This window comes from Mycobacterium adipatum (assembly GCF_001644575.1).
GTDB lineage: Bacteria > Actinomycetota > Actinomycetes > Mycobacteriales > Mycobacteriaceae > Mycobacterium > Mycobacterium adipatum.
Genome location: NZ_CP015596.1, coordinates 4,274,453 through 4,292,094, shown reverse-complemented (window position 1 = coordinate 4,292,094; position 17,642 = coordinate 4,274,453). Strand labels below are relative to the sequence as shown.

Annotated in this window: 17 protein-coding genes and 1 pseudogene; 11 read left to right on the top strand and 7 right to left on the bottom strand. The window is 67.0% G+C overall.

Features of this window, described 5'->3' with window-relative positions; genetic code table 11:
• Positions 1–19 precede the first annotated feature (19 nt).
• The 3 genes from leuC (at position 20) to A7U43_RS20365 (ending at position 2,954) form a co-directional block, all read left to right on the top strand.
• Complete coding sequence (gene leuC, locus A7U43_RS20375) at positions 20–1,477, top strand: 3-isopropylmalate dehydratase large subunit (protein WP_067998845.1); 1,458 nt, start codon at positions 20–22, stop codon at positions 1,475–1,477.
• Positions 1,478–1,505: 28 nt separating this feature from the next.
• Entirely contained in the window at positions 1,506–2,099 is a 594-nt protein-coding gene (gene leuD, locus A7U43_RS20370; RefSeq protein WP_067998844.1) for a 3-isopropylmalate dehydratase small subunit, read from the top strand.
• A 204-nt stretch (positions 2,100–2,303) separates the two neighbouring features.
• Complete coding sequence (locus A7U43_RS20365; protein ID WP_067998842.1) at positions 2,304–2,954, top strand: HU family DNA-binding protein; 651 nt, start codon at positions 2,304–2,306, stop codon at positions 2,952–2,954.
• A 78-nt stretch (positions 2,955–3,032) separates the two neighbouring features.
• Here the strand turns inward: A7U43_RS20365 and mutT1 are convergent, their stop codons facing one another.
• Genes mutT1 through cofC form a run of 3 tightly spaced genes read right to left on the bottom strand, consistent with a single transcriptional unit; the run spans position 3,033 to position 6,874 of the window.
• On the bottom strand, positions 3,033–3,953 hold the full coding sequence (gene mutT1 / locus A7U43_RS20360; RefSeq protein ID WP_067998840.1) for an 8-oxo-(d)GTP phosphatase MutT1: 921 nt from the start codon (positions 3,951–3,953) through the stop codon (positions 3,033–3,035).
• A gap of 41 nt (positions 3,954–3,994) precedes the next feature.
• Complete coding sequence (locus A7U43_RS20355; RefSeq protein ID WP_067998838.1) at positions 3,995–6,166, bottom strand: RNA degradosome polyphosphate kinase; 2,172 nt, start codon at positions 6,164–6,166, stop codon at positions 3,995–3,997.
• 48 nt (positions 6,167–6,214) lie between these two features.
• Positions 6,215–6,874, bottom strand: coding sequence for a 2-phospho-L-lactate guanylyltransferase (cofC, locus tag A7U43_RS20350; protein ID WP_067998836.1), 660 nt, complete (start codon positions 6,872–6,874; stop codon positions 6,215–6,217).
• Positions 6,875–6,936: 62 nt separating this feature from the next.
• Here cofC and A7U43_RS20345 point away from each other — a divergent pair, with 62 nt between their 5' ends.
• From A7U43_RS20345 to A7U43_RS20335, 3 genes are read left to right on the top strand one after another with little or no spacing between them, the layout of a single operon-like run.
• On the top strand, positions 6,937–7,917 hold the full coding sequence (locus A7U43_RS20345; RefSeq protein ID WP_156526157.1) for an NAD(P)H-dependent glycerol-3-phosphate dehydrogenase: 981 nt from the start codon (positions 6,937–6,939) through the stop codon (positions 7,915–7,917).
• 37 nt (positions 7,918–7,954) lie between these two features.
• On the top strand, positions 7,955–9,055 hold the full coding sequence (locus A7U43_RS20340) for a cystathionine gamma-lyase (RefSeq protein WP_067998831.1): 1,101 nt from the start codon (positions 7,955–7,957) through the stop codon (positions 9,053–9,055).
• Between the two features lie 53 nt (positions 9,056–9,108).
• A complete protein-coding gene (locus A7U43_RS20335; RefSeq protein WP_067998830.1) occupies positions 9,109–10,206 on the top strand; it encodes a D-alanine--D-alanine ligase family protein in 1,098 nt (365 codons plus the stop codon).
• A gap of 2 nt (positions 10,207–10,208) precedes the next feature.
• Here A7U43_RS20335 and A7U43_RS20330 read toward each other — a convergent pair whose 3' ends face one another.
• Entirely contained in the window at positions 10,209–10,751 is a 543-nt protein-coding gene (locus A7U43_RS20330) for a DUF3515 domain-containing protein (protein WP_067998828.1), read from the bottom strand.
• Positions 10,752–10,761: 10 nt separating this feature from the next.
• Complete coding sequence (locus tag A7U43_RS20325) at positions 10,762–11,004, bottom strand: Lrp/AsnC family transcriptional regulator (protein WP_067998826.1); 243 nt, start codon at positions 11,002–11,004, stop codon at positions 10,762–10,764.
• Positions 11,005–11,110: 106 nt separating this feature from the next.
• On the opposite strand from A7U43_RS20325, the gene A7U43_RS20320 reads away from it, so the two are divergent.
• Positions 11,111–12,061 (top strand): thiamine-phosphate kinase, encoded by a 951-nt coding sequence (locus tag A7U43_RS20320; protein WP_067998823.1) that lies wholly within the window; start codon positions 11,111–11,113, stop codon positions 12,059–12,061.
• 27 nt (positions 12,062–12,088) lie between these two features.
• A complete protein-coding gene (locus A7U43_RS20315; protein ID WP_067998821.1) occupies positions 12,089–12,772 on the top strand; it encodes a uracil-DNA glycosylase in 684 nt (227 codons plus the stop codon).
• Between the two features lie 155 nt (positions 12,773–12,927).
• On the opposite strand, the gene A7U43_RS20310 is transcribed toward A7U43_RS20315, so the two are convergent.
• Complete coding sequence (locus tag A7U43_RS20310) at positions 12,928–13,854, bottom strand: hypothetical protein (protein ID WP_156525972.1); 927 nt, start codon at positions 13,852–13,854, stop codon at positions 12,928–12,930.
• 388 nt (positions 13,855–14,242) lie between these two features.
• On the opposite strand from A7U43_RS20310, the pseudogene A7U43_RS20300 reads away from it, so the two are divergent.
• A pseudogene (locus tag A7U43_RS20300) lies at positions 14,243–15,404 on the top strand (IS3 family transposase).
• A 167-nt stretch (positions 15,405–15,571) separates the two neighbouring features.
• Here the strand turns inward: A7U43_RS20300 and rpmB are convergent.
• On the bottom strand, positions 15,572–15,766 hold the full coding sequence (gene rpmB, locus A7U43_RS20295; RefSeq protein ID WP_057166329.1) for a 50S ribosomal protein L28: 195 nt from the start codon (positions 15,764–15,766) through the stop codon (positions 15,572–15,574).
• 49 nt (positions 15,767–15,815) lie between these two features.
• On the opposite strand from rpmB, the gene A7U43_RS29775 reads away from it, so the two are divergent.
• Both A7U43_RS29775 and A7U43_RS20290 read left to right on the top strand, forming a co-directional pair.
• A complete protein-coding gene (locus tag A7U43_RS29775; protein ID WP_156525971.1) occupies positions 15,816–16,043 on the top strand; it encodes a hypothetical protein in 228 nt (75 codons plus the stop codon).
• The gene (locus A7U43_RS20290) at positions 16,044–17,642 is read left to right on the top strand and encodes a DAK2 domain-containing protein (protein ID WP_067998812.1); all 1,599 of its coding nucleotides are present in this window, start codon (positions 16,044–16,046) and stop codon (positions 17,640–17,642) included.

The window sequence follows — 17,642 nt, the reverse complement described above, 5'->3', positions numbered from 1 at the left end:
GAGTCGAATAGAGATGCCCATGGAGCAGACACAGTCACGTCCGCGGCCCCGCACCCTGGCCGAGAAGGTGTGGGACGACCACGTCGTCTCACGCGGCGCCGGGGAAGGTGCGGCCAAGGAACCCGACCTGATCTACATCGATCTGCACCTCGTGCACGAGGTCACCAGCCCACAGGCTTTCGACGGCCTGCGACTGGCCGGACGACCGGTGCGCCGCCCCGATCTCACCATCGCAACCGAAGATCACAACGTGCCGACGGTCGATATCGACAAGCCGATCGCCGATCCGGTGTCGCGAACCCAGGTCGACACGTTGCGTCGCAACTGCGCGGAGTTCGGTATCCGGTTGCACCCGATGGGGGATGCCGAGCAGGGCATCGTGCACATCATCGGACCGCAGCTGGGCCTCACCCAGCCCGGCATGACCGTGGTCTGTGGCGACAGCCACACCTCGACCCACGGCGCGTTCGGTGCGATCGCCATGGGTATCGGCACATCTGAGGTGGAGCACGTGATGGCCACCCAGACACTTCCCCTCAAACCGTTCAAGACGATGGCGGTCAACGTCGACGGCGAGCTGCCCGACGGGGTGAGCGCCAAGGACATCATCCTGGCCGTGATCGCCAAGATCGGCACCGGCGGCGGTCAGGGACACGTCATCGAATACCGGGGCAGCGCCATCGAATCCTTGTCGATGGAGGGCCGCATGACGATCTGCAACATGAGCATTGAGGCGGGGGCCCGGGCGGGCATGGTCGCACCCGATGCCACCACCTTCGAGTTCCTCAAGGGGCGCCCGCACGCGCCGACCGGCGCCGATTGGGATGCCGCGGTGGCGGCCTGGAGTGAGTTGCACACCGACGAGGGCGCCGAATTCGACACCGAGGTCTTCATCGACGCGACTACATTGAGCCCGTTCGTCACCTGGGGCACCAATCCCGGCCAGGGTGTCCCGCTTTCGGCGACGGTTCCCGATCCCGAGGACATGCTCGATGACGACGCCAAGCAGGCGGCGGAGAAAGCGTTGACCTATATGGATCTTCGCGCCGGCACTCCGATGCGCGAAATCCCGGTGGACACGGTGTTCGTCGGGTCCTGCACGAACGGGCGCATCGAGGATCTGCGCGTGGTCGCCCAAATCCTGCAGGGCCGCAAACTGGCCGACGGGGTCCGGATGCTGGTGGTGCCGGGATCCATGCGGGTGCGCGCGCAAGCCGAATCCGAGGGTCTGGGAGCGATCTTCACCGCCGCGGGCGCCGAATGGCGCCAGGCCGGTTGTTCGATGTGCCTGGGCATGAACCCGGACCAACTCGCCCCCGGCGAGCGTTGCGCGTCGACCTCCAACCGCAACTTCGAGGGTCGACAGGGCAAGGGCGGGCGCACCCATCTGGTGTCGCCCGCGGTGGCGGCGGCCACCGCGGTGCGCGGCACGCTGTCCTCGCCGGCCGACCTCGAACCGGCCACCGCCACTCATTAGGTCTTCGAACCGTAAGGAGCACCAGGACATGCAGGCTTTCACCACTCACACCGGGATCGGCGTACCGCTGCGCCGTTCCAACGTCGACACCGACCAGATCATCCCGGCCGTCTATTTGAAGCGGGTCACCCGAACGGGTTTCGAGGATGGTTTGTTCGCGGCGTGGCGTAATGATCCGTCGTTCATTTTGAATCTGCCGCCATTCGACAGGGGGTCGGTTTTGGTGGCCGGCCCCGATTTCGGCACCGGATCGTCGCGCGAACACGCCGTCTGGGCGCTCATGGACTACGGGTTCCGGGTGGTCATCTCGCCCCGATTCGCCGACATTTTTCGGGGCAACGCCGGCAAAGCGGGTCTTTTGGCCGCCGAAGTGTCCCACGATGATGTCGAACTTCTCTGGAAGCTGATCGAGCAGAATCCGGGCTTGGAAATCACTGTGAATCTTCAAGATCGGACCATCTCCGCTGGAACGGTCCTGCTGCCGTTCAAGATTGATGACTACACCGCGTGGCGGCTGTTGGAAGGGCTCGACGATATAGGTCTTACGCTGCGGAAACAGGACGAAATCGAGGCCTATGAGAAGCGCAGGCCGAGCTTCAAACCACGGACTCTGCCAGCCTGATTTCGGGGCTTGTAGGCCCCCCAAATATGGCTCGGCAACCCCATTCTCGGACGCCGGTACCACTGTCCAAGTGGGGCAATCCCATTGCCGAATATGGCTCAGCTACGTATGAAACTGCGCGTGGCTCTTGGAAATATGCGGCAAATAGGTTTACCGTGTCCTCTAGTCGGTCCAAGGTGGACCACTGGACTTCGGAGGGTTTGCATGAACAAAGCAGAGCTCATCGACGCACTCACAACCAAGTTGGGCACCGATCGTCGACAGGCTACTGCCGCGGTTGAGAACATCGTCGACACCATCGTGCGTGCGGTGCACAAGGGCGAGAGCGTCACCATCACCGGCTTCGGCGTATTCGAGCAGCGTCGCCGTGCCGCCCGTGTGGCACGTAACCCGCGCACCGGTGAGACCGTCAAGGTGAAGCCGACGTCGGTTCCGGCCTTCCGCCCGGGCGCGCAGTTCAAGGCGGTTGTCTCTGGCGCGCAGCGTCTCCCGGCGGACGGCCCGGCCGTCAAGCGTGGTGTGGCAGCCGCTCCGGCCAAGCGCACCGCCGCCAAGAAGGCCGCCCCGGCCAAGAAGGCGGCAGTGAAGAAGGCCGCTCCGGCGAAGAAGGCGGCCCCGGCCAAGAAGGCGGCTCCGGTCAAGAAGGCTGTGGTCAAGAAGGCCGCACCGGCAGCGAAGAAGGCCGCACCGGCCAAGAAGGCTCCGGCAGCCAAGAAGGCCGCACCGGCGAAGAAGGCTCCGGCCAAGAAGGCGGCCCCGGCCAAGAAGGCCGCTCCGGCCAAGAAGGTTGTCGCGAAGGCTCCGGCCAAGAAGGCTCCGGCCAAGAAGGCTCCGGTCAAGCGCGGCCGCAAGTAATTCCGGCTGAAACCACAAGAACACCCCAGAACGGAAGTTCTGGGGTGTTCTTGTGTGTCGCGGCCCAGGAGGCGGCCGTCAGTCGAGGACGGCCAACGGGCTCGCGATATGGTCGGCGGCGATCAGGCGGCCCTCGGCCGATGACAGCACCCAGATGCTGCCCTTGCGGTTGCGTGACTTGTCCGGCCGCACGCCGTCGCGTTCGCACCACCACGCGATGAGATCGGGGATCACCTTGCCCTGGGTGCAGATCACCGGCGTCGCACCGGCCGCCCCGGAGGCGATCTCCAGAACCCGTGCGCGGCCCGACTTCTTGTCGGCCGTGTAGGCCTCTTCGGTGAGGGTTGCCTCGATGTCGATGGCCGCACCGATCTCCTGCGCGAGCGGTTGCAGGGTCTGCACGCACCGCACCCGAGGGGCGGCGTGAAGCTCGGTGGCCCCGAAGGCAAGTAGCTGACCCACCAGCGATTCGGCCTGTGCGCGACCCAGCTTGTCCAGCGGCCGTGCGCAATCCTCGCCCTTGTATTTCGACCGCGACCCCGCCCGCCCATGGCGCACGATGACGGTCGTGTGCGTGGCCGCCGGGGCTTTGGCGAAGCGGCGCAGTACCTTACGGTCGAGTTGGTATTGCAGCCGTTTCATCGCCTCCTTCGGCGGCAACCACAGCAGCTCGTCGGCCTCGTCGTTGGCGGTGAACTCGCCGTCGCCCGCTCCGGCGGCCCAGTACACCACCCGCTTCACGGCGCCGTCCACGGGATAGCTGACGACGGCGAGCCGGCGTCCGAGGCGGCCGGCGAACCCGGTCTCCTCCAGGATCTCCCGCACGGCGGTGACGGGATGGGACTCCCCGGGATCGACCTTGCCCTTGGGCAGCGACCAGTCGTCATAACGCGGACGGTGCACGAGGGCGATCTCCAGGCGTCCCGCGAGCTCGCGCCACAACACCGCACCGGCGGCATGCACGGTCTGTGCCTTCTTGCGGGACGAACTGTCCGTCACATCAACTCCTAGGTGTTGTCAGTGGCCGACAGTCGAGGCGATCACGGCGAGCGATGTCTCGCCATCAACGCGACCTGGTGATCACGCACCGTCTGGCCGGGCAGCGGTAGCGCATTCCAGCGACCGTCCGCCTGAAGCTCCCAGCACCTGGTCGCCGGATCCATGGTGGACTCGAACATGTCGTCGAGCTGGGCGGTGAGCCGCGGATCCTTGACCTGTGCCATGACTTCCACGCGGCGGTCGAGATTACGATGCATCATGTCCGCGCTGCCGATCCAGAACTCATTGATGGCGCGGAAGTGAATAATCCTGGAGTGTTCCAGGAAACGGCCGAGAATCGAGCGCACCACGATGTTCTCGGAAAGCCCGTCCTGGCCGGGGCGTAGCGCGCAGATCCCACGCACCACGACCTCCACCCGGACCCCGGCCTGCGATGCCCGGTAGAGCGCGTCGATGACCTGTTCGTCCACCAGGGCGTTGGCCTTCAGCCGGATTCGGCCCTGCCCATTCTGGCGGTGGGCTTCGGTCTCCTCTTCGATGCGCCCGATGATGCCTCGGCGCACGCCGTGCGGCGCCACCAGCAGGTTGCGGTAGGACACCTTGCGCGAGTACCCCGTCAGCGAGTTGAACAGGTCGGTCAGGTCGGCGCCGATATCCGGTGAGGCAGTCAACAGCCCGACATCCTCGTACAGCCGGGCGGTTTTCGGATTGTAGTTACCCGTCCCGATATGGCAGTACCGCCGGATCGTCGAGCCTTCCCGGCGCACCACCAGTGCGGTCTTGCAATGCGTCTTCAATCCGATCAGCCCGTACACCACGTGCACGCCGGCCTGTTCGAGGGCGCGGGCCCACTTGATGTTGGCCTGTTCGTCGAAGCGTGCCTTGATCTCCACCAGGGCCACGACTTGCTTGCCCGCCTCGGCGGCGTCGATGAGCGCGTTGACGATCGGGGAGTCGCCCGAGGTGCGGTACAGCGTCTGTTTGATGGCCAGCACATTCGGATCGGCGGCCGCCTGTTCGATGAAACGTTGCACGGTCGTCGAGAACGAGTCATACGGATGGTGCACCAGCACGTCGCCGTCACGCAGCGTCGAGAAGATGCTCTTCGGTGTCTCGCGCTCCCCGAACGCGGCGGGTGTGGCGGGCACGAACGGGCGGTCCTTGAGATCGGGCCGGTCCACCCCGTAGATCTGCCACAGTGACGAAAGGTCGAGTAGTCCCGGCACCTCGATGACATCGCCGGGATGGACATCGAGTTCCCGCAGCAACAGCTCGAGCATGTTCTCGGTCATGTCGTCGGCGACCTCGAGACGCACCGGGGAGCCGAACCGGCGCCGGGCGAGTTCACGCTCGAGCGCCTGCAACAGATCCTCGTCGCGGTCCTCGGCGACCTCGAAATCGGCGTTGCGGGTGATCCGGAACGCGTGCTGCTCGACGATCTCAAGGCCCGGGAACAGCACCGGGAGAAAGGCGCCGATCAGTTCCTCCAGCGGCAGGAAACGCACCGGGCCCGGTGCGCCGTCCTCGCTCTCGCGGCGGGGCAACTCGACGAAACGGTCCACGTTGTCGGGGACCTTGATTCGAGCGAAGTGCTGGGTCCGGTCATCGGGCTGGCGCACGCTGATCGCCAGGTTCAGGCTCAAGCCACTGACGAAGGGGAACGGGTGAGCCGGATCCACCGCCAGCGGCGTGAGCACCGGGAAGACCTGCTCGTGGAAGTAGGTGGACAGCGTCGCGTGTTCGTCCTCGTCCAGATCCGACCAGCTGACGATCACGATGCCCTTCTCGGCCAGCGCGGGTCGTACCGCCTCCATGAACACCTGGGCATGCCGGCTGGAGATCTGCTGGGTGCGCTCACCGATGCGGCGCAACTGCTCCCGAGGGGACAGGCCGTCGGCGGATCGCACCGACAGCCCCATCTCATCGCGGCGCTTCAGGCCCGCGACGCGCACCATGTAGAACTCGTCGAGATTGGAGGAGAAGATGGCCAGGAACTTGGCCCGCTCCAGCAGCGGTAGGGACGGGTCCGCGGCCAGTGCCAGCACCCGGGCATTGAAGTCCAGCCAGCTCAGTTCGCGGTTGAGGTAGCGATCCTCGGGAAGCGCGTCCTCCTCGGCGGCGGTGGTCTCCGCGGGAGGCGCGTCGGGAGAGCTGTCCACAGTCTCGGCCGGCGTCCACTCGGTGTCAGGAGTTGTTGTATCGGCGTCGGTCATCCCTCGATCATTGCCTATCCCCACCGAGCATTCCAGTGCACATCGCGCTCAGCCGTCGCTACCCGTGGATGCCAGATCGCCGACCACCCGGTGGGTCGCCGGGCCGAGGCCCAGCCGCAGCGCGGTGGCGAGATCGTCGGGGGTGTCGATGTCGCAGCGCAACCCGGGCCATCCTCCGGTCAACTCGACCGCACCCGAATCGGCATGGCGGCGTGTGGATTCCGCGCCGAATCGCGGGTCCAGTGGCGTATCGAACGCGAAGAGTGCCGACGTGCCGGTGCCGTGCCGATCGCTGACGAAGCTGCGCGGGAACCGACGCGCGGCGGCCAGCGCACCGGCCAGTTCATCGGATCTCAGCGCCGGCAGGTCGCCTTGCAGGACAATGACGTTGGCCAGGCCGGTGGCCTCTTCCGCGGCACCGAGCGCGTTGTTCAACGGGTCGGGGTGTCCGTCGGGGGTAGGGTCCATCAGAGCCCGCGCGCCGAGCTCGCGGGCGGCCGCCGCCGCTCCCGGATCCGGGGTCACCACGGTGATCGAACTCACGGCCGCCACGGCCGACGCCGCGCTGACGGTGTCCACCAACATGGCCAGCACCAGACTCTCCCGCGCCGATGCCGAGAGCACCGGCGCCAGCCGTGTCTTGGCCGCGGCCAGCCGCTTCACCGCGATCAGCACACCGACCTCCGGCTGCGCGCTGCTGCCCTTCATATCCGCCATCCTGCCAGTCGTCGCGGGGCAGCTAGGGTTGAGCCGTGGTCGAAGCCGCAGTAATGGGAGCCGGTGCGTGGGGAACAGCGCTGGCCAAGGTGCTTGCCGACGCGGGTAACAGCGTGACGCTGTGGACCCGTCGGGCCGAGCTCGCCGATGAGATCAATGCGACGCACCGCAATCCGGCTTACCTCGGGGACACCCCGTTGCCCGCCGGAATCCGGGCCACCGGCGATGCCGCCGAAGCGCTCGAGGGAGCCTGCACCGTACTGCTGGGCGTGCCGTCCCAGACGATGCGCTCCAACCTGGAATCCTGGAAGCACCTGATCGGCCACGACGCCACCCTGGTGAGTCTGGCCAAGGGCATCGAACTGGACACCCTGATGCGGATGAGTCAGGTGATCACCCAGGTGACCGGCGCCGACCCGGCCCGGGTCGCCGTGGTCACCGGGCCGAATCTGGCCAAGGAGGTCGCCGACGAGCAGCCGGCCGCCACGGTGGTCGCGTGCACCGACTCCGGCCGGGCGGTGGCGCTGCAGCGCGCGCTGTCGACCGCCTACTTCCGCCCGTATACCAACGCCGATGTGATCGGTGCCGAGATCGGCGGCGCGTGCAAGAACGTCATCGCCCTGGCGTGCGGCATGGCCGCCGGGGTCGGGCTTGGTGAGAACACCTCCGCGGCCATCATCACCCGCGGACTCGCGGAGATCATGCGGCTGGGAATCGCTCTGGGCGCCAAGGGTGCAACCCTGGCGGGATTGGCCGGTGTCGGAGACCTGGTCGCCACCTGTACCTCGCCGCAGTCGCGCAACCGGACCTTCGGGATGCGGTTGGGACAGGGCGGATCGATGGAGTCCGCCTTGCGTGCCGCGCAGGGACACGTCGCCGAGGGCGCCACATCGTGTCAGTCGGTGTTGGCCTTGGCGTCCAGTTACGACGTGGAGATGCCGCTCACCGATGCGGTCCACCAGGTCTGTCATCGCGGTCTGTCCGTCGAACAGGCCGTGATGTTGCTGCTCGGGCGCAGCACGAAGCCGGAGTGAACGCCACCCGGGGCGAGCGAAGCGACGGGAGATCAGCATGGATGTTTTCGGAGACTCCACCCGCACCGTGAATGCTGTTGGTGCGCACGCAGTTCCCGGCACACCGGTGGCGCCGGTGCCGGTTCCGGCCTCGGCGTTCCATCTGTCCCCGGACGAGTCAGAACCGCTGGACACCTACGGGCGGATGTCGAATCCGACCTGGCGGCAGCTGGAATCGGCGCTGGCCGAGTTGGAGGGCGCCTCCTGGGCGCTCACCTTCGGCTCCGGGATGGGCGCCATCACCGCGGCGCTGCGCGTGCTGGCCAAACCGGGCGCCACCCTGGTCGTCCCCGCCGACGGTTACTACCAGGTGCGCCGCTACGCCGCGGAATACCTGGCACCGCTCGGTGTCACCGTCGTGGAGGCCGCCGCGACGCAGATGTGCGAGGCGGCCCAACACGCCGATGTGGTGCTTGCCGAGACCCCGGTGAATCCGACCCTGGACGTGGTGGACCTGCACCGGCTGGCCACCACCTGTCGTTCCCGCGGTGCGGTCCTGGTGGTCGACAACACCACCGCGACCCCGCTGGGACTGCAACCGCTGTCACTGGGTGCGGACCTGGTCGTCGCCAGCGCCACCAAGGCGCTCTCGGGGCACAGTGATCTGCTGGCCGGCTATGTGGCGGGCTCGCACCCGGCCCTGTTGGCCGCCGTGGAACGCGACCGGTTGCTGGCCGGTCCGGTGCTCGGCACGTTCGAGGCGTGGTTGGTGCTGCGCAGCCTGGGCAGCGCCGGGCTGCGCATCGACCGGCAGTGCCGCAATGCCCAGGCTGTGGCGCTGATGCTGCGCGATCATCCCGCGGTGCGTGCGGTGCGCTACCCGGGCCTGCCGCAGGATCCGTCGCACCCGATCGCCGTCGAACAGATGCGGCGCTTCGGCGGCCTGGTGTCGGTGGAACTGGCCGACGCCGACGCCGTTCACCAACTGGTGGAGCGCAGTGCGCTGCTGGTGGCGGCCACCAGCTTCGGCGGTATCCACACCTGTGTCGACCGTCGTGCGCGGTGGGGGGACCCGGTGCCCGCCGGCTTCGCCAGGATCTCTCTGGGTATCGAGGACACCGACGATATCGTCGCCGATATCGAGCGCGCGCTGGCCTGAGCCGATCCCCTGGGAAGCCGATCGCGGGTTCGAGCCGGTAGCCTCTGCAGGTTGTGAGTGCCCGTACCCGTGTCGCCGTCATCTATGGCGGACGCAGTTCTGAGCACGGGATTTCCTGTGTTTCGGCAGGAAGCATCCTGCGCAATCTCGACCCCGAACGATTCGAGGTGGTCGCCGTCGGCATCACCCCGGACGGGTCCTGGGTGCTGACCGACGGGAAACCCGAAACCCTGGCGATCACCGCCGGTGAGCTGCCGAACGTGGCCGACGGTGCCGCGCTGGCGCTGGCTGCGGACCCGGTGCGCAAGGGCGAACTGCTGTCCCTCGGCGAGGGTGCCGGTGAGGTGCTGGCCGCCGTCGACGTCGTCTTCCCGGTGCTGCACGGCCCCTACGGCGAGGACGGCACCATCCAGGGCCTGCTCGAACTCGCCGGGGTGCCCTACGTCGGGGCCGGGGTGTTGGCCAGCGCCACCGGCATGGACAAGGAATTCACCAAGAAGCTGCTGGTGGCCGATGGGCTGCCGATCGGTGACCACGTGGTGCTGCGGGCCCGGCAGGACACCGTCGCGCTGGACGACCGGGAGCGCCTCGGCCTGCCGGTGTTCGTCAAACCCGCCCGCGGCGGCTCCTCGATCGGGGTCAACCGGGTCACCGCCTGGGATCAGCTGGACGCCGCGATCGCCGATGCCCGCCGGCACGACCCGAAGGTCATCGTCGAGGCCGCCATCCTCGGACGCGAACTGGAATGTGGTGTCCTGGAGTTCCCGGACGGGCGGGTGGAAGCCAGCGAGATCGGCGAGATCCGGGTGGCCGGGGTCCGCGACCGGGAGGACACCTTCTACGACTTCGCCACCAAATACCTCGACGACGCCGCGGAACTCGACGTGCCGGCCAAGGTCGACGACGAGATCGCCGATGAACTGCGCGCGCTGGCGATCAGAGCGTTCCGCGCCATCGATTGTCAGGGTCTGGCCCGGGTGGATTTCTTCCTCACCGACGACGGCCCGGTGATCAACGAGATCAACACGATGCCCGGCTTCACCACCATCTCCATGTACCCGCGGATGTGGGCGGCCAGCGGGGTGGACTACCCGACGCTGCTGGCGACGATGGTCGACACCGCGGTGGCCCGCGGCACCGGGCTGCGCTAGCGCTAGCGTGGCGGCCCGGGATCCAGCGGCTGGGCGGGCATGGTCTTCGCGATCGCCTTGGAGATGAGCTGGATGGGCGTCGGCCCGGACCCCGACGGCAGCGTGAGCGCGACGTAGGTGCCCCGGTCGACGGCGAACCAGGTGCTGACGCCATAGGCGTTGACCTCGAACCACTGCACGTCGTCGACGACCTGCAGCGGGGTGCCCACCACGAAATCGGCCGGCCGGTCCAGGCCGCACCGCAGAATGACCGCGTCGGCATCGGGATCGGCCTGCCACGCGGCCGCGCCGGCGGGCACCGGCTCGACGGCCTGCGCGCGCCGATAATCACCCAAATGCTCGGGCAGCGCCGCCAGCAGGGCCGCGCACGGCGGGCTGTCGGCCTGCGGGGCGGGGGCGGCGGCGATGGCCACCGGTTTCTCCGGCGGGGCGGCCTGCCGGGTCGCGGCGAAGGTGAGCACCACGATCACAGCCGCGACCGCCACTCCGACCGCCGCGATGATCAGCGACCGGGGTGGGCCGTCCTGCTCATCGGGCTGTGTCACACCGGTAACTCTAGGGATGCGCCGTCGCGGCGATCGGGCAGGTCAGGGTCCGGGTGATTCCGGGCACCTGCTGCACCTTGGACACCACGTCGCGCTGGAGCTCGTCCGCGGAAGCGGCACCGACCCGGGCCACCACGTCATAGGGTCCGGTCACGTATTCCGCGGACTGCACCCCGGGTTGGCCGCCCAGCTGTTTGGCGACGACCTCGGCGCGGCCCACCTCGGTCTGAATCAGCATGAATGCCTCCACCACTGGGTGTGCCCTCCGTTTCCGCTGCATAGACTCGTCGCCGCAGGGACCAAACGTACCGCAGGTCGCGGGAGTGTTCAGGCCAGGAACCCCGACGCAGGACGGTGAGATGAGCGACAACGAGCCGACGTTGGCACAGCTCGGTGAGTTCGGCGTCATCGACGCGATCAACGCGGGCCGCCACCAACCCGATGCGGTGGCGCTGGGACCCGGCGACGATGCGGCCGTGATCACCGCCGCCGACGGGCGCACCGTGGTGTCCACCGACATGCTGGTGCAGGACCGGCATTTCCGGCTGGATTGGTCGACGGCGCATGACATCGGCCGCAAGGCGATCGCGCAGAACGCCGCGGATGTCGAGGCGATGGGTGCGACCCCGACGGCGTTCGTGGTGGCCTTCGGTGCGCCCCCGGACACCGCGGTGGCGGCGGCTCAGGCGTTGTCGGACGGCTTGTGGGACGAGGCTCGCCGCTGCGGCGCCGGTATCGCCGGCGGCGATCTGGTGAGCGCTCCGCTGTGGGTGGTGTCGGTGACGGTGCTCGGTGATCTCGGCGGCCGCGCACCGGTGCGCCGCGACGGCGCCCAGCCCGGTGACACGGTCGCGGTCGCGGGTGACCTGGGTCGGTCCGGTGCGGGATATGCGTTGTGGCTCAACGGAATACGTGAACCCACTGCATTGCGTGCGCAGCACCTGGTGCCGAAGCCGCCGTATGGTCAGGGGCGTGTCGCCGCCGATGCCGGCGCCACCTCGATGACCGATGTGTCCGACGGTCTGCTGGCCGACCTCGGTCATATCGCCGCCGCGTCGGGGGTCGTCATCGATCTGTCGCGGGAGGCGTTGGGTGCGGACCACGATGCGCTGTCCGGTGCCGCGGTGGCGACCGGCGTCGACGCCTGGGAGTGGGTGTTCGGCGGCGGTGAGGATCACGCGCTGGTGGCCACGTTCCCCGGTGCGGTACCGCGGGGCTGGCGGGTGATCGGCCGGGTACTGGACGGACGGGCGGCGGTGTACGTCGACGGTGAGTCCTGGTCGGGAAACGCGGGCTGGCAGTCGTACTGAACGGGCGGCACGCTAGTTTTGGGCCTCGTGACACCACGCCCGCTGACAGATCTCGTCGAACCCGGTTGGGCGCGTGCGCTCGAGCCGGTGGCACCGCAGGTGGCCGAACTGGGGGAGTTCCTGCGTGCCGAGTTGGCCGCCGGTCACCAGTATCTGCCCGCGGGTGAGAACGTCTTGCGGGCGTTCACGTTTCCGTTCGAGGCGGTGCGGGTGCTCATCGTCGGCCAGGACCCGTACCCGACACCCGGTCATGCCGTCGGGTTGAGTTTCTCGGTGGCCCCGGACGTGCGCCCGGTGCCGCGCAGCCTGGTCAACATCTTCACCGAGTACGGCGCCGACCTCGGCTACCCGGTGCCCGCGAACGGGGATCTGAGCCCGTGGGCGCAGCGCGGAGTGATGCTGCTGAACCGGGTGCTCACGGTGCGCCCGGGGGAACCGGCCTCGCATCGCCGCAAGGGCTGGGAGGCGGTCACCGAGTGCGCCATCCGGGCCTTGGTCGCGCGGCCGCAACCGCTGGTGGCGGTGCTGTGGGGGCGCGATGCGCAGACGCTGAAACCGATGTTGACCGAGGGCGGATGCGCCTGTATCGAATCGGTGCATCCGTCGCCGCTGTCGGCATCGCGCGGTTTCTTCGGATCGAAGCCGTTCAGCCGCGCCAACGAACTGCTGACGCAGCTCGGAGCCGAACCGATCGACTGGCGTCTGCCCTGAAGCAGCGTCGAGTCTCGTTTGAGGTCGGTCTGCAAGGGCCCGACGAGCCCTGTTCTACCGCGGTACTGACCTTTCGCCCCTCGCCAAGTACTGGTGACCTTTGGAGCAATTGGACAAAGTAGACTCCTGCAATCATCGTGAGGTTGACCGACCAATTAGCTTTCGCGTTTGCCGCCCGGGTGGGCGGGGATTACCGTAGCGAGCAATGCTCCTAAGAACGCTCCGCCGAGGCCGATGAACACCCACTTTTGCCAAGCGTCTGCGGTGGCGATCCACCTCTGTGCGATTGAACCGCGTACAGCGAGTTCATTGTTGCGGACGATATGCCAAAATGCAGTGCGATCTTGAATCCCAGCCGGTGTCGGATCAAGTCCAGCGATGTCAATCACGACGTCGTCGGACTCGCCGTTGCCGTGGGTGTAAGGCGATAGGCTGACCCCAAAGCCAGGTTCGAGGCCCCCGAGTCCGGGTGTCAGGCCGGCCTCCGCGGCACGACGCGGAAGGTACGCGAGTTCGAAGTTCTCAGCAGCGATCCCGGCTGGTGTCGTGTTGAAGTCTCTTGTTTCGCATCGGATTTCATAGCGTGCCATCAAGCGGTCTGTTCGCCGGTCTGACGTTTTCGAGATAGGGCGGATTTCGTACAGAATGTTGTCGCCGTCGTAAGGTCGCCTGCTGATCTGCGAGTTATAGGTGTCGAGTGTGCGGATTCCTCCGTTTGAGTCGTATGCAACCTGAGGTCCCGCCTGGCAGTCGGTGACGAACAGGGGCATCGCGACGATGATCGGGGGGAGGTCCTGCAGATTTGTGTCTGCGCTTGGCAAGTGAATGCCCGCTGAAAAGCTGACTGTCCAGCTAAGGTTGGAATGTGGTTCGAATTGAAACATGGGCGGAATACCCCAAGTCATACCGGTGAAAGAATTGGGGTCGTCAATCCCCACCGCAACAGTCCGGAAATCAGAGATAAAGGGCATGGGGCGTGGCTTTGCTACCACTTCGGATGAGTAGATCGATATCGTGCCTGCTAGTACCGCAAGCACTCCGAGGGCCACTGCAACTTTCCTCCAGAAGGAATGCGAACCCATACTCGGCCCCTTAGCGCATCAGCAACGGTTCGCACAACCTACCTCACCAATGTGGCGCGGTGGTCTAAAGACGTGCCAAAACGGGAGGGTTTTGAACTTGTATGCGCATACTTCACGTTCCAATAAAAGGGCCTCAAGTGGGGACGTGTGCCCGGCCGCATGTCCTGTCGAACCGCTTATTTGGCAGACATGAAGCCACACGCTCATTCGTCATCTGAGCGCCCTCGGAATGAGGTCCCATTAGGCCTTCGGGCGGATCCGCGTGGTGTTAGCGTCAGTTTCAACGTCATACACCTGACAGATTGATCCGTGGCAGAAGGGCTTGCTGCACGAATAGGTGACATCTGAGTTGGCTTGCCCGCGACGGGTGGGCTGGAAGGATGTCCCCATGGCAAGGCCCTATCCCCGCGAGTTCCGCGACGATGTCTTGCGCGTGGCCCGCAACCGTGATGACGGTGTGACGATCGAGCAGATCGCCACTGATTTCGGGGTGCACCCGATGACGCTGCACAAGTGGATGCGCCAGGCCGACATCGACGAAGGCGCCAAGCCCGGCAAGTCCACCGGCGAGTCGGCTGAGCTGCGCGAACTTCGTCGCCGCCATCGGTTGCTCGAGCAGGAGAAGGAGGTGCTGCGCCGGGCTGCGGCATATCTGTCGCAGGCCAATCTGCCGGGAAAAGGGTCTACCCGCTCGTGAAAGAGCTGGCCGGCGACGGGATCCCCGTCGCGTGACGTGCCGGTTACTCAAGCTCTCCCGCCAACCGTATTACCGCTGGTTGGCCGACCCCGTCACCGACGCCGAACTCATCGAGGCCTACCGCACCAATGCGCTGGTCAACGCACACGCAGACGATCCGGAGTTCGGCTACCGCTACCTCGTGGAAGAGGCCCGCGAGGCCGGCGAACCGATGGCCGAGCGCACCGCCTGGCGAATCTGCTCGCAGAACCGACTGTGGAGCGTGTTCGGCAAAAAGCGCGGCAAGAACGGCAAAGTCGGGCCGCCGGCGCGCGACGATCTTGTCGAGCGCGACTTCACCGCTGATGCCCGAAATCAATTGTGGCTCAGTGACATCACCGAACATCAAACCGATGAAGGCAAACTTTATCTCTGCGCGATCAAGGATGTCTTCTCCAACCGGATCATCGGGTGCTCGATCGACTCCCGGATGAAGTCCCGGCTCGCCACGCGGGCCCTGCACAGCGCGGTGGCCCGTCGCGGTGATGTCGCCGGATGCATAGTCCACACCGACCGTGGATCTCAATTCAGGTCGAGGAGATCTGTCCACGTACTCGGCCACTACGAGATGGTCGGATCGATGGGCCGCGTCGGGGCCGCCGGCGACAATGCCGCCATGGAGAGCTTCTTCAGCCTGCTGCAGAAGAACGTTCTGGATCGTCGTCGCTGGGCGACCCGGGAAGAGCTGCGGATCGCGATCGTCACCTGGATCGAACGGACTTATCGTCGCCGCCGACGCCAGTCCGGTCTCGGGCGGTTGACCCCGATCGAATTCGAAGCAATCATGACCACACCGGCCAGTCAGGCCGCGTGACCGAAACTGTCACCTGATCGCGCAGCAGACCCGCTTGGTCGGTGCATGGCTTGGTCGGTGCGCTGCGGGAATGACTCCTCGGCTAGACATAGCCAGTGGTGAACCGTGATCCGCCAGCTCGATGGACACGCCGATATGGTGCAGATTCAGCTAACGACGAGGCGGAACTAGCCGCGTGCGACTTTGCCGGCCTTCAAGCAGGAGGTGCAGACGTTCAGGCGCTGCTTGTTGCCGCCGGGGCGGGTCACGGCGTTGACGGTCTGGATGTTCGGGTTCCAGCGACGGTTGGTCCGGCGATGGGAATGCGACACCGACTTGCCGAAGCCGGGGCCCTTAGCGCAGATATCGCACACGGCAGCCATGTCTAGAACTCCTCGTATCAGTACTTGGGGGCCAACGACCAAAAAGCGGGTGACCCGACAACTGGACCAGGATACCGGCCCGGTGAACGGATCTCCAAAACGCACCCTGTTCGCAGGCTCACAGGCCGCGTTCGGTGCTGATGGTTCGCTCGCTCCGCTCGCTCAGGGTGCACTGCGCTCGGCGATGTTGTCCACAACCTGTGCAGCAGCGGCCGCGCTGTCGGCCACGGTGACTATTGTGGCCCGCACGGCTGGTGCGACGCTTCAGGAGGTGTAGATGTCGGCTGCACGGCTCGACGCACCCGCGATGCGACGTTGGGCCCATACCGCCGTCGGGCACCTCATCACCCACACCGACGAGATCAACCGTCTCAATGTCTTCCCGGTCGCCGACTCCGACACCGGCACCAACATGCTGTTCACCATGCGCGCGGCGGTCGCGGCGCTCGAGGGGCGCGACGGCCTCGACCTGGTCGCGGTGACCGGCTGCCTGGCCGACGGCGCGCTTCGCGGCGCCCGCGGCAACTCCGGGGTGATCCTGTCCCAGATCCTGCGCGGCCTGGCCGACGTCACCGCGGAACGACAACTGGCCGACGTTGGCGGAGCGGAGTTCGCCGCGGCGTTGCGGTGCGCCGAGGCGCTGGTGGTGGCCTCGATGGGGGAGGCGGTACCCGGGACCATCGTCTCGGTTCTCGGCGCGGCGGCCGACACCGCCGAGCAGTGCGCCGCCGACCCCGCCGATATCGCCACCGTCGTGGCCGCCGCCGCGACAGCGGCCGTCACGGCCCTGGAACGCACCACCGGCCAACTCGATGTCCTCGCCGAGGCGGGTGTGGTCGACGCCGGCGGCCGGGGTCTGCTGGTTCTGCTCGACGCGCTGACCGCCACCCTGGTGGGCACCGCGCCGCGGCGGCACGCCTACGAACCGGCCGCCGGAACCGTCGAATCGGCCCTCGGTTCGGCCGCGCCGCCGCAGTTCGAGGTCATGTATCTGCTCGACGGTTGCCGGCCCGAGGCCGTGGAGGGCTTGCGTGCCGCGCTGGCCGCCCTCGGCGACTCGGTGGCCATCACGGCGGGCCGCGGCGGCACCCAGTCGGTACACGTGCACACCGACGACGCGGGGGCCGCTGTCGAGGCGGGCCTTGCCGTCGGCACGCCCAGCAATATCCAGATCACCGCGCTCAGCGGCGCCCGTCCCGGGCACGGCGCCGGCCGCGACCGGGCGGTGCTCGCCGTGGTCGACGGCGACGGCGCGGAGGCCCTGTTCGTCGGGGAGGGTGCCCGGGTGCTGCGACCGCACGACGGCGCACCGATCAGTGCGCAACGGTTGCTGCGTGCGCTCGTCGACGCCGATGCCGCGCAGATCATGGTGCTGCCCAACGGCTTCGTCGCCGCCGAGGAATTGGTCGCCGGTTGCACGGCGGCGACCGGATGGGGTATCGAGGTGGTCCCGGTGCCGACCGCGTCGATGGTGCAGGGGCTGGCGGCGCTGGCCGTGCACGACGCGGCCCGGCACGGGGTCGACGATGGGTACACGATGGCCCGTGCCGCCGCCGGTGCCCGGCACGGGTCGGTGCGGGTGGCCACCGAGGACGCGCTGACCTGGGCGGGTCACTGTAAACCCGGTGACGGACTGGCTATCTCAGGCGACGAGGTGTTGATCGTCGGGCGTGACGTGGCTGCGGCCGGCGCCGGATTGATCGACCTCCTGCTCGCCGCGGGCGGCGAACTGGTGACCGTGCTGATCGGCGCGGGTGTCGAGGAGAAGGTGGGGGAACGGTTGCGCGATCATATCCGCCAGCAGCATCTGGGTGCCGAACTGGTCAGCTATCGCACCGACCACGGCGGCGATGCGCTGCTGATCGGGGTGGAGTGA

Excerpts from the sequence above, each read along its gene's own strand:
- A7U43_RS20320 (WP_067998823.1), top strand. The coding sequence starts at position 11,111 with ATGAGCGACAACGAGCCGACGTTGGCACAGCTCGGTGAGTTCGGCGTC.
- A7U43_RS20345 (WP_156526157.1), top strand. The coding sequence starts at position 6,937 with ATGGGAGCCGGTGCGTGGGGAACAGCGCTGGCCAAGGTGCTTGCCGAC.
- A7U43_RS20365 (WP_067998842.1), top strand. The coding sequence starts at position 2,304 with ATGAACAAAGCAGAGCTCATCGACGCACTCACAACCAAGTTGGGCACC.
- A7U43_RS20340 (WP_067998831.1), top strand. The coding sequence starts at position 7,955 with ATGGATGTTTTCGGAGACTCCACCCGCACCGTGAATGCTGTTGGTGCG.
- rpmB (WP_057166329.1), bottom strand. The coding sequence starts at position 15,766 with ATGGCTGCCGTGTGCGATATCTGCGCTAAGGGCCCCGGCTTCGGCAAG.
- cofC (WP_067998836.1), bottom strand. The coding sequence starts at position 6,874 with ATGAAGGGCAGCAGCGCGCAGCCGGAGGTCGGTGTGCTGATCGCGGTG.
- A7U43_RS20355 (WP_067998838.1), bottom strand. The coding sequence starts at position 6,166 with ATGACCGACGCCGATACAACAACTCCTGACACCGAGTGGACGCCGGCC.
- A7U43_RS20310 (WP_156525972.1), bottom strand. The coding sequence starts at position 13,854 with ATGGGTTCGCATTCCTTCTGGAGGAAAGTTGCAGTGGCCCTCGGAGTG.
- leuC (WP_067998845.1), top strand. The coding sequence starts at position 20 with ATGGAGCAGACACAGTCACGTCCGCGGCCCCGCACCCTGGCCGAGAAG.
- leuD (WP_067998844.1), top strand. The coding sequence starts at position 1,506 with ATGCAGGCTTTCACCACTCACACCGGGATCGGCGTACCGCTGCGCCGT.
- A7U43_RS20290 (WP_067998812.1), top strand. The coding sequence starts at position 16,044 with ATGTCGGCTGCACGGCTCGACGCACCCGCGATGCGACGTTGGGCCCAT.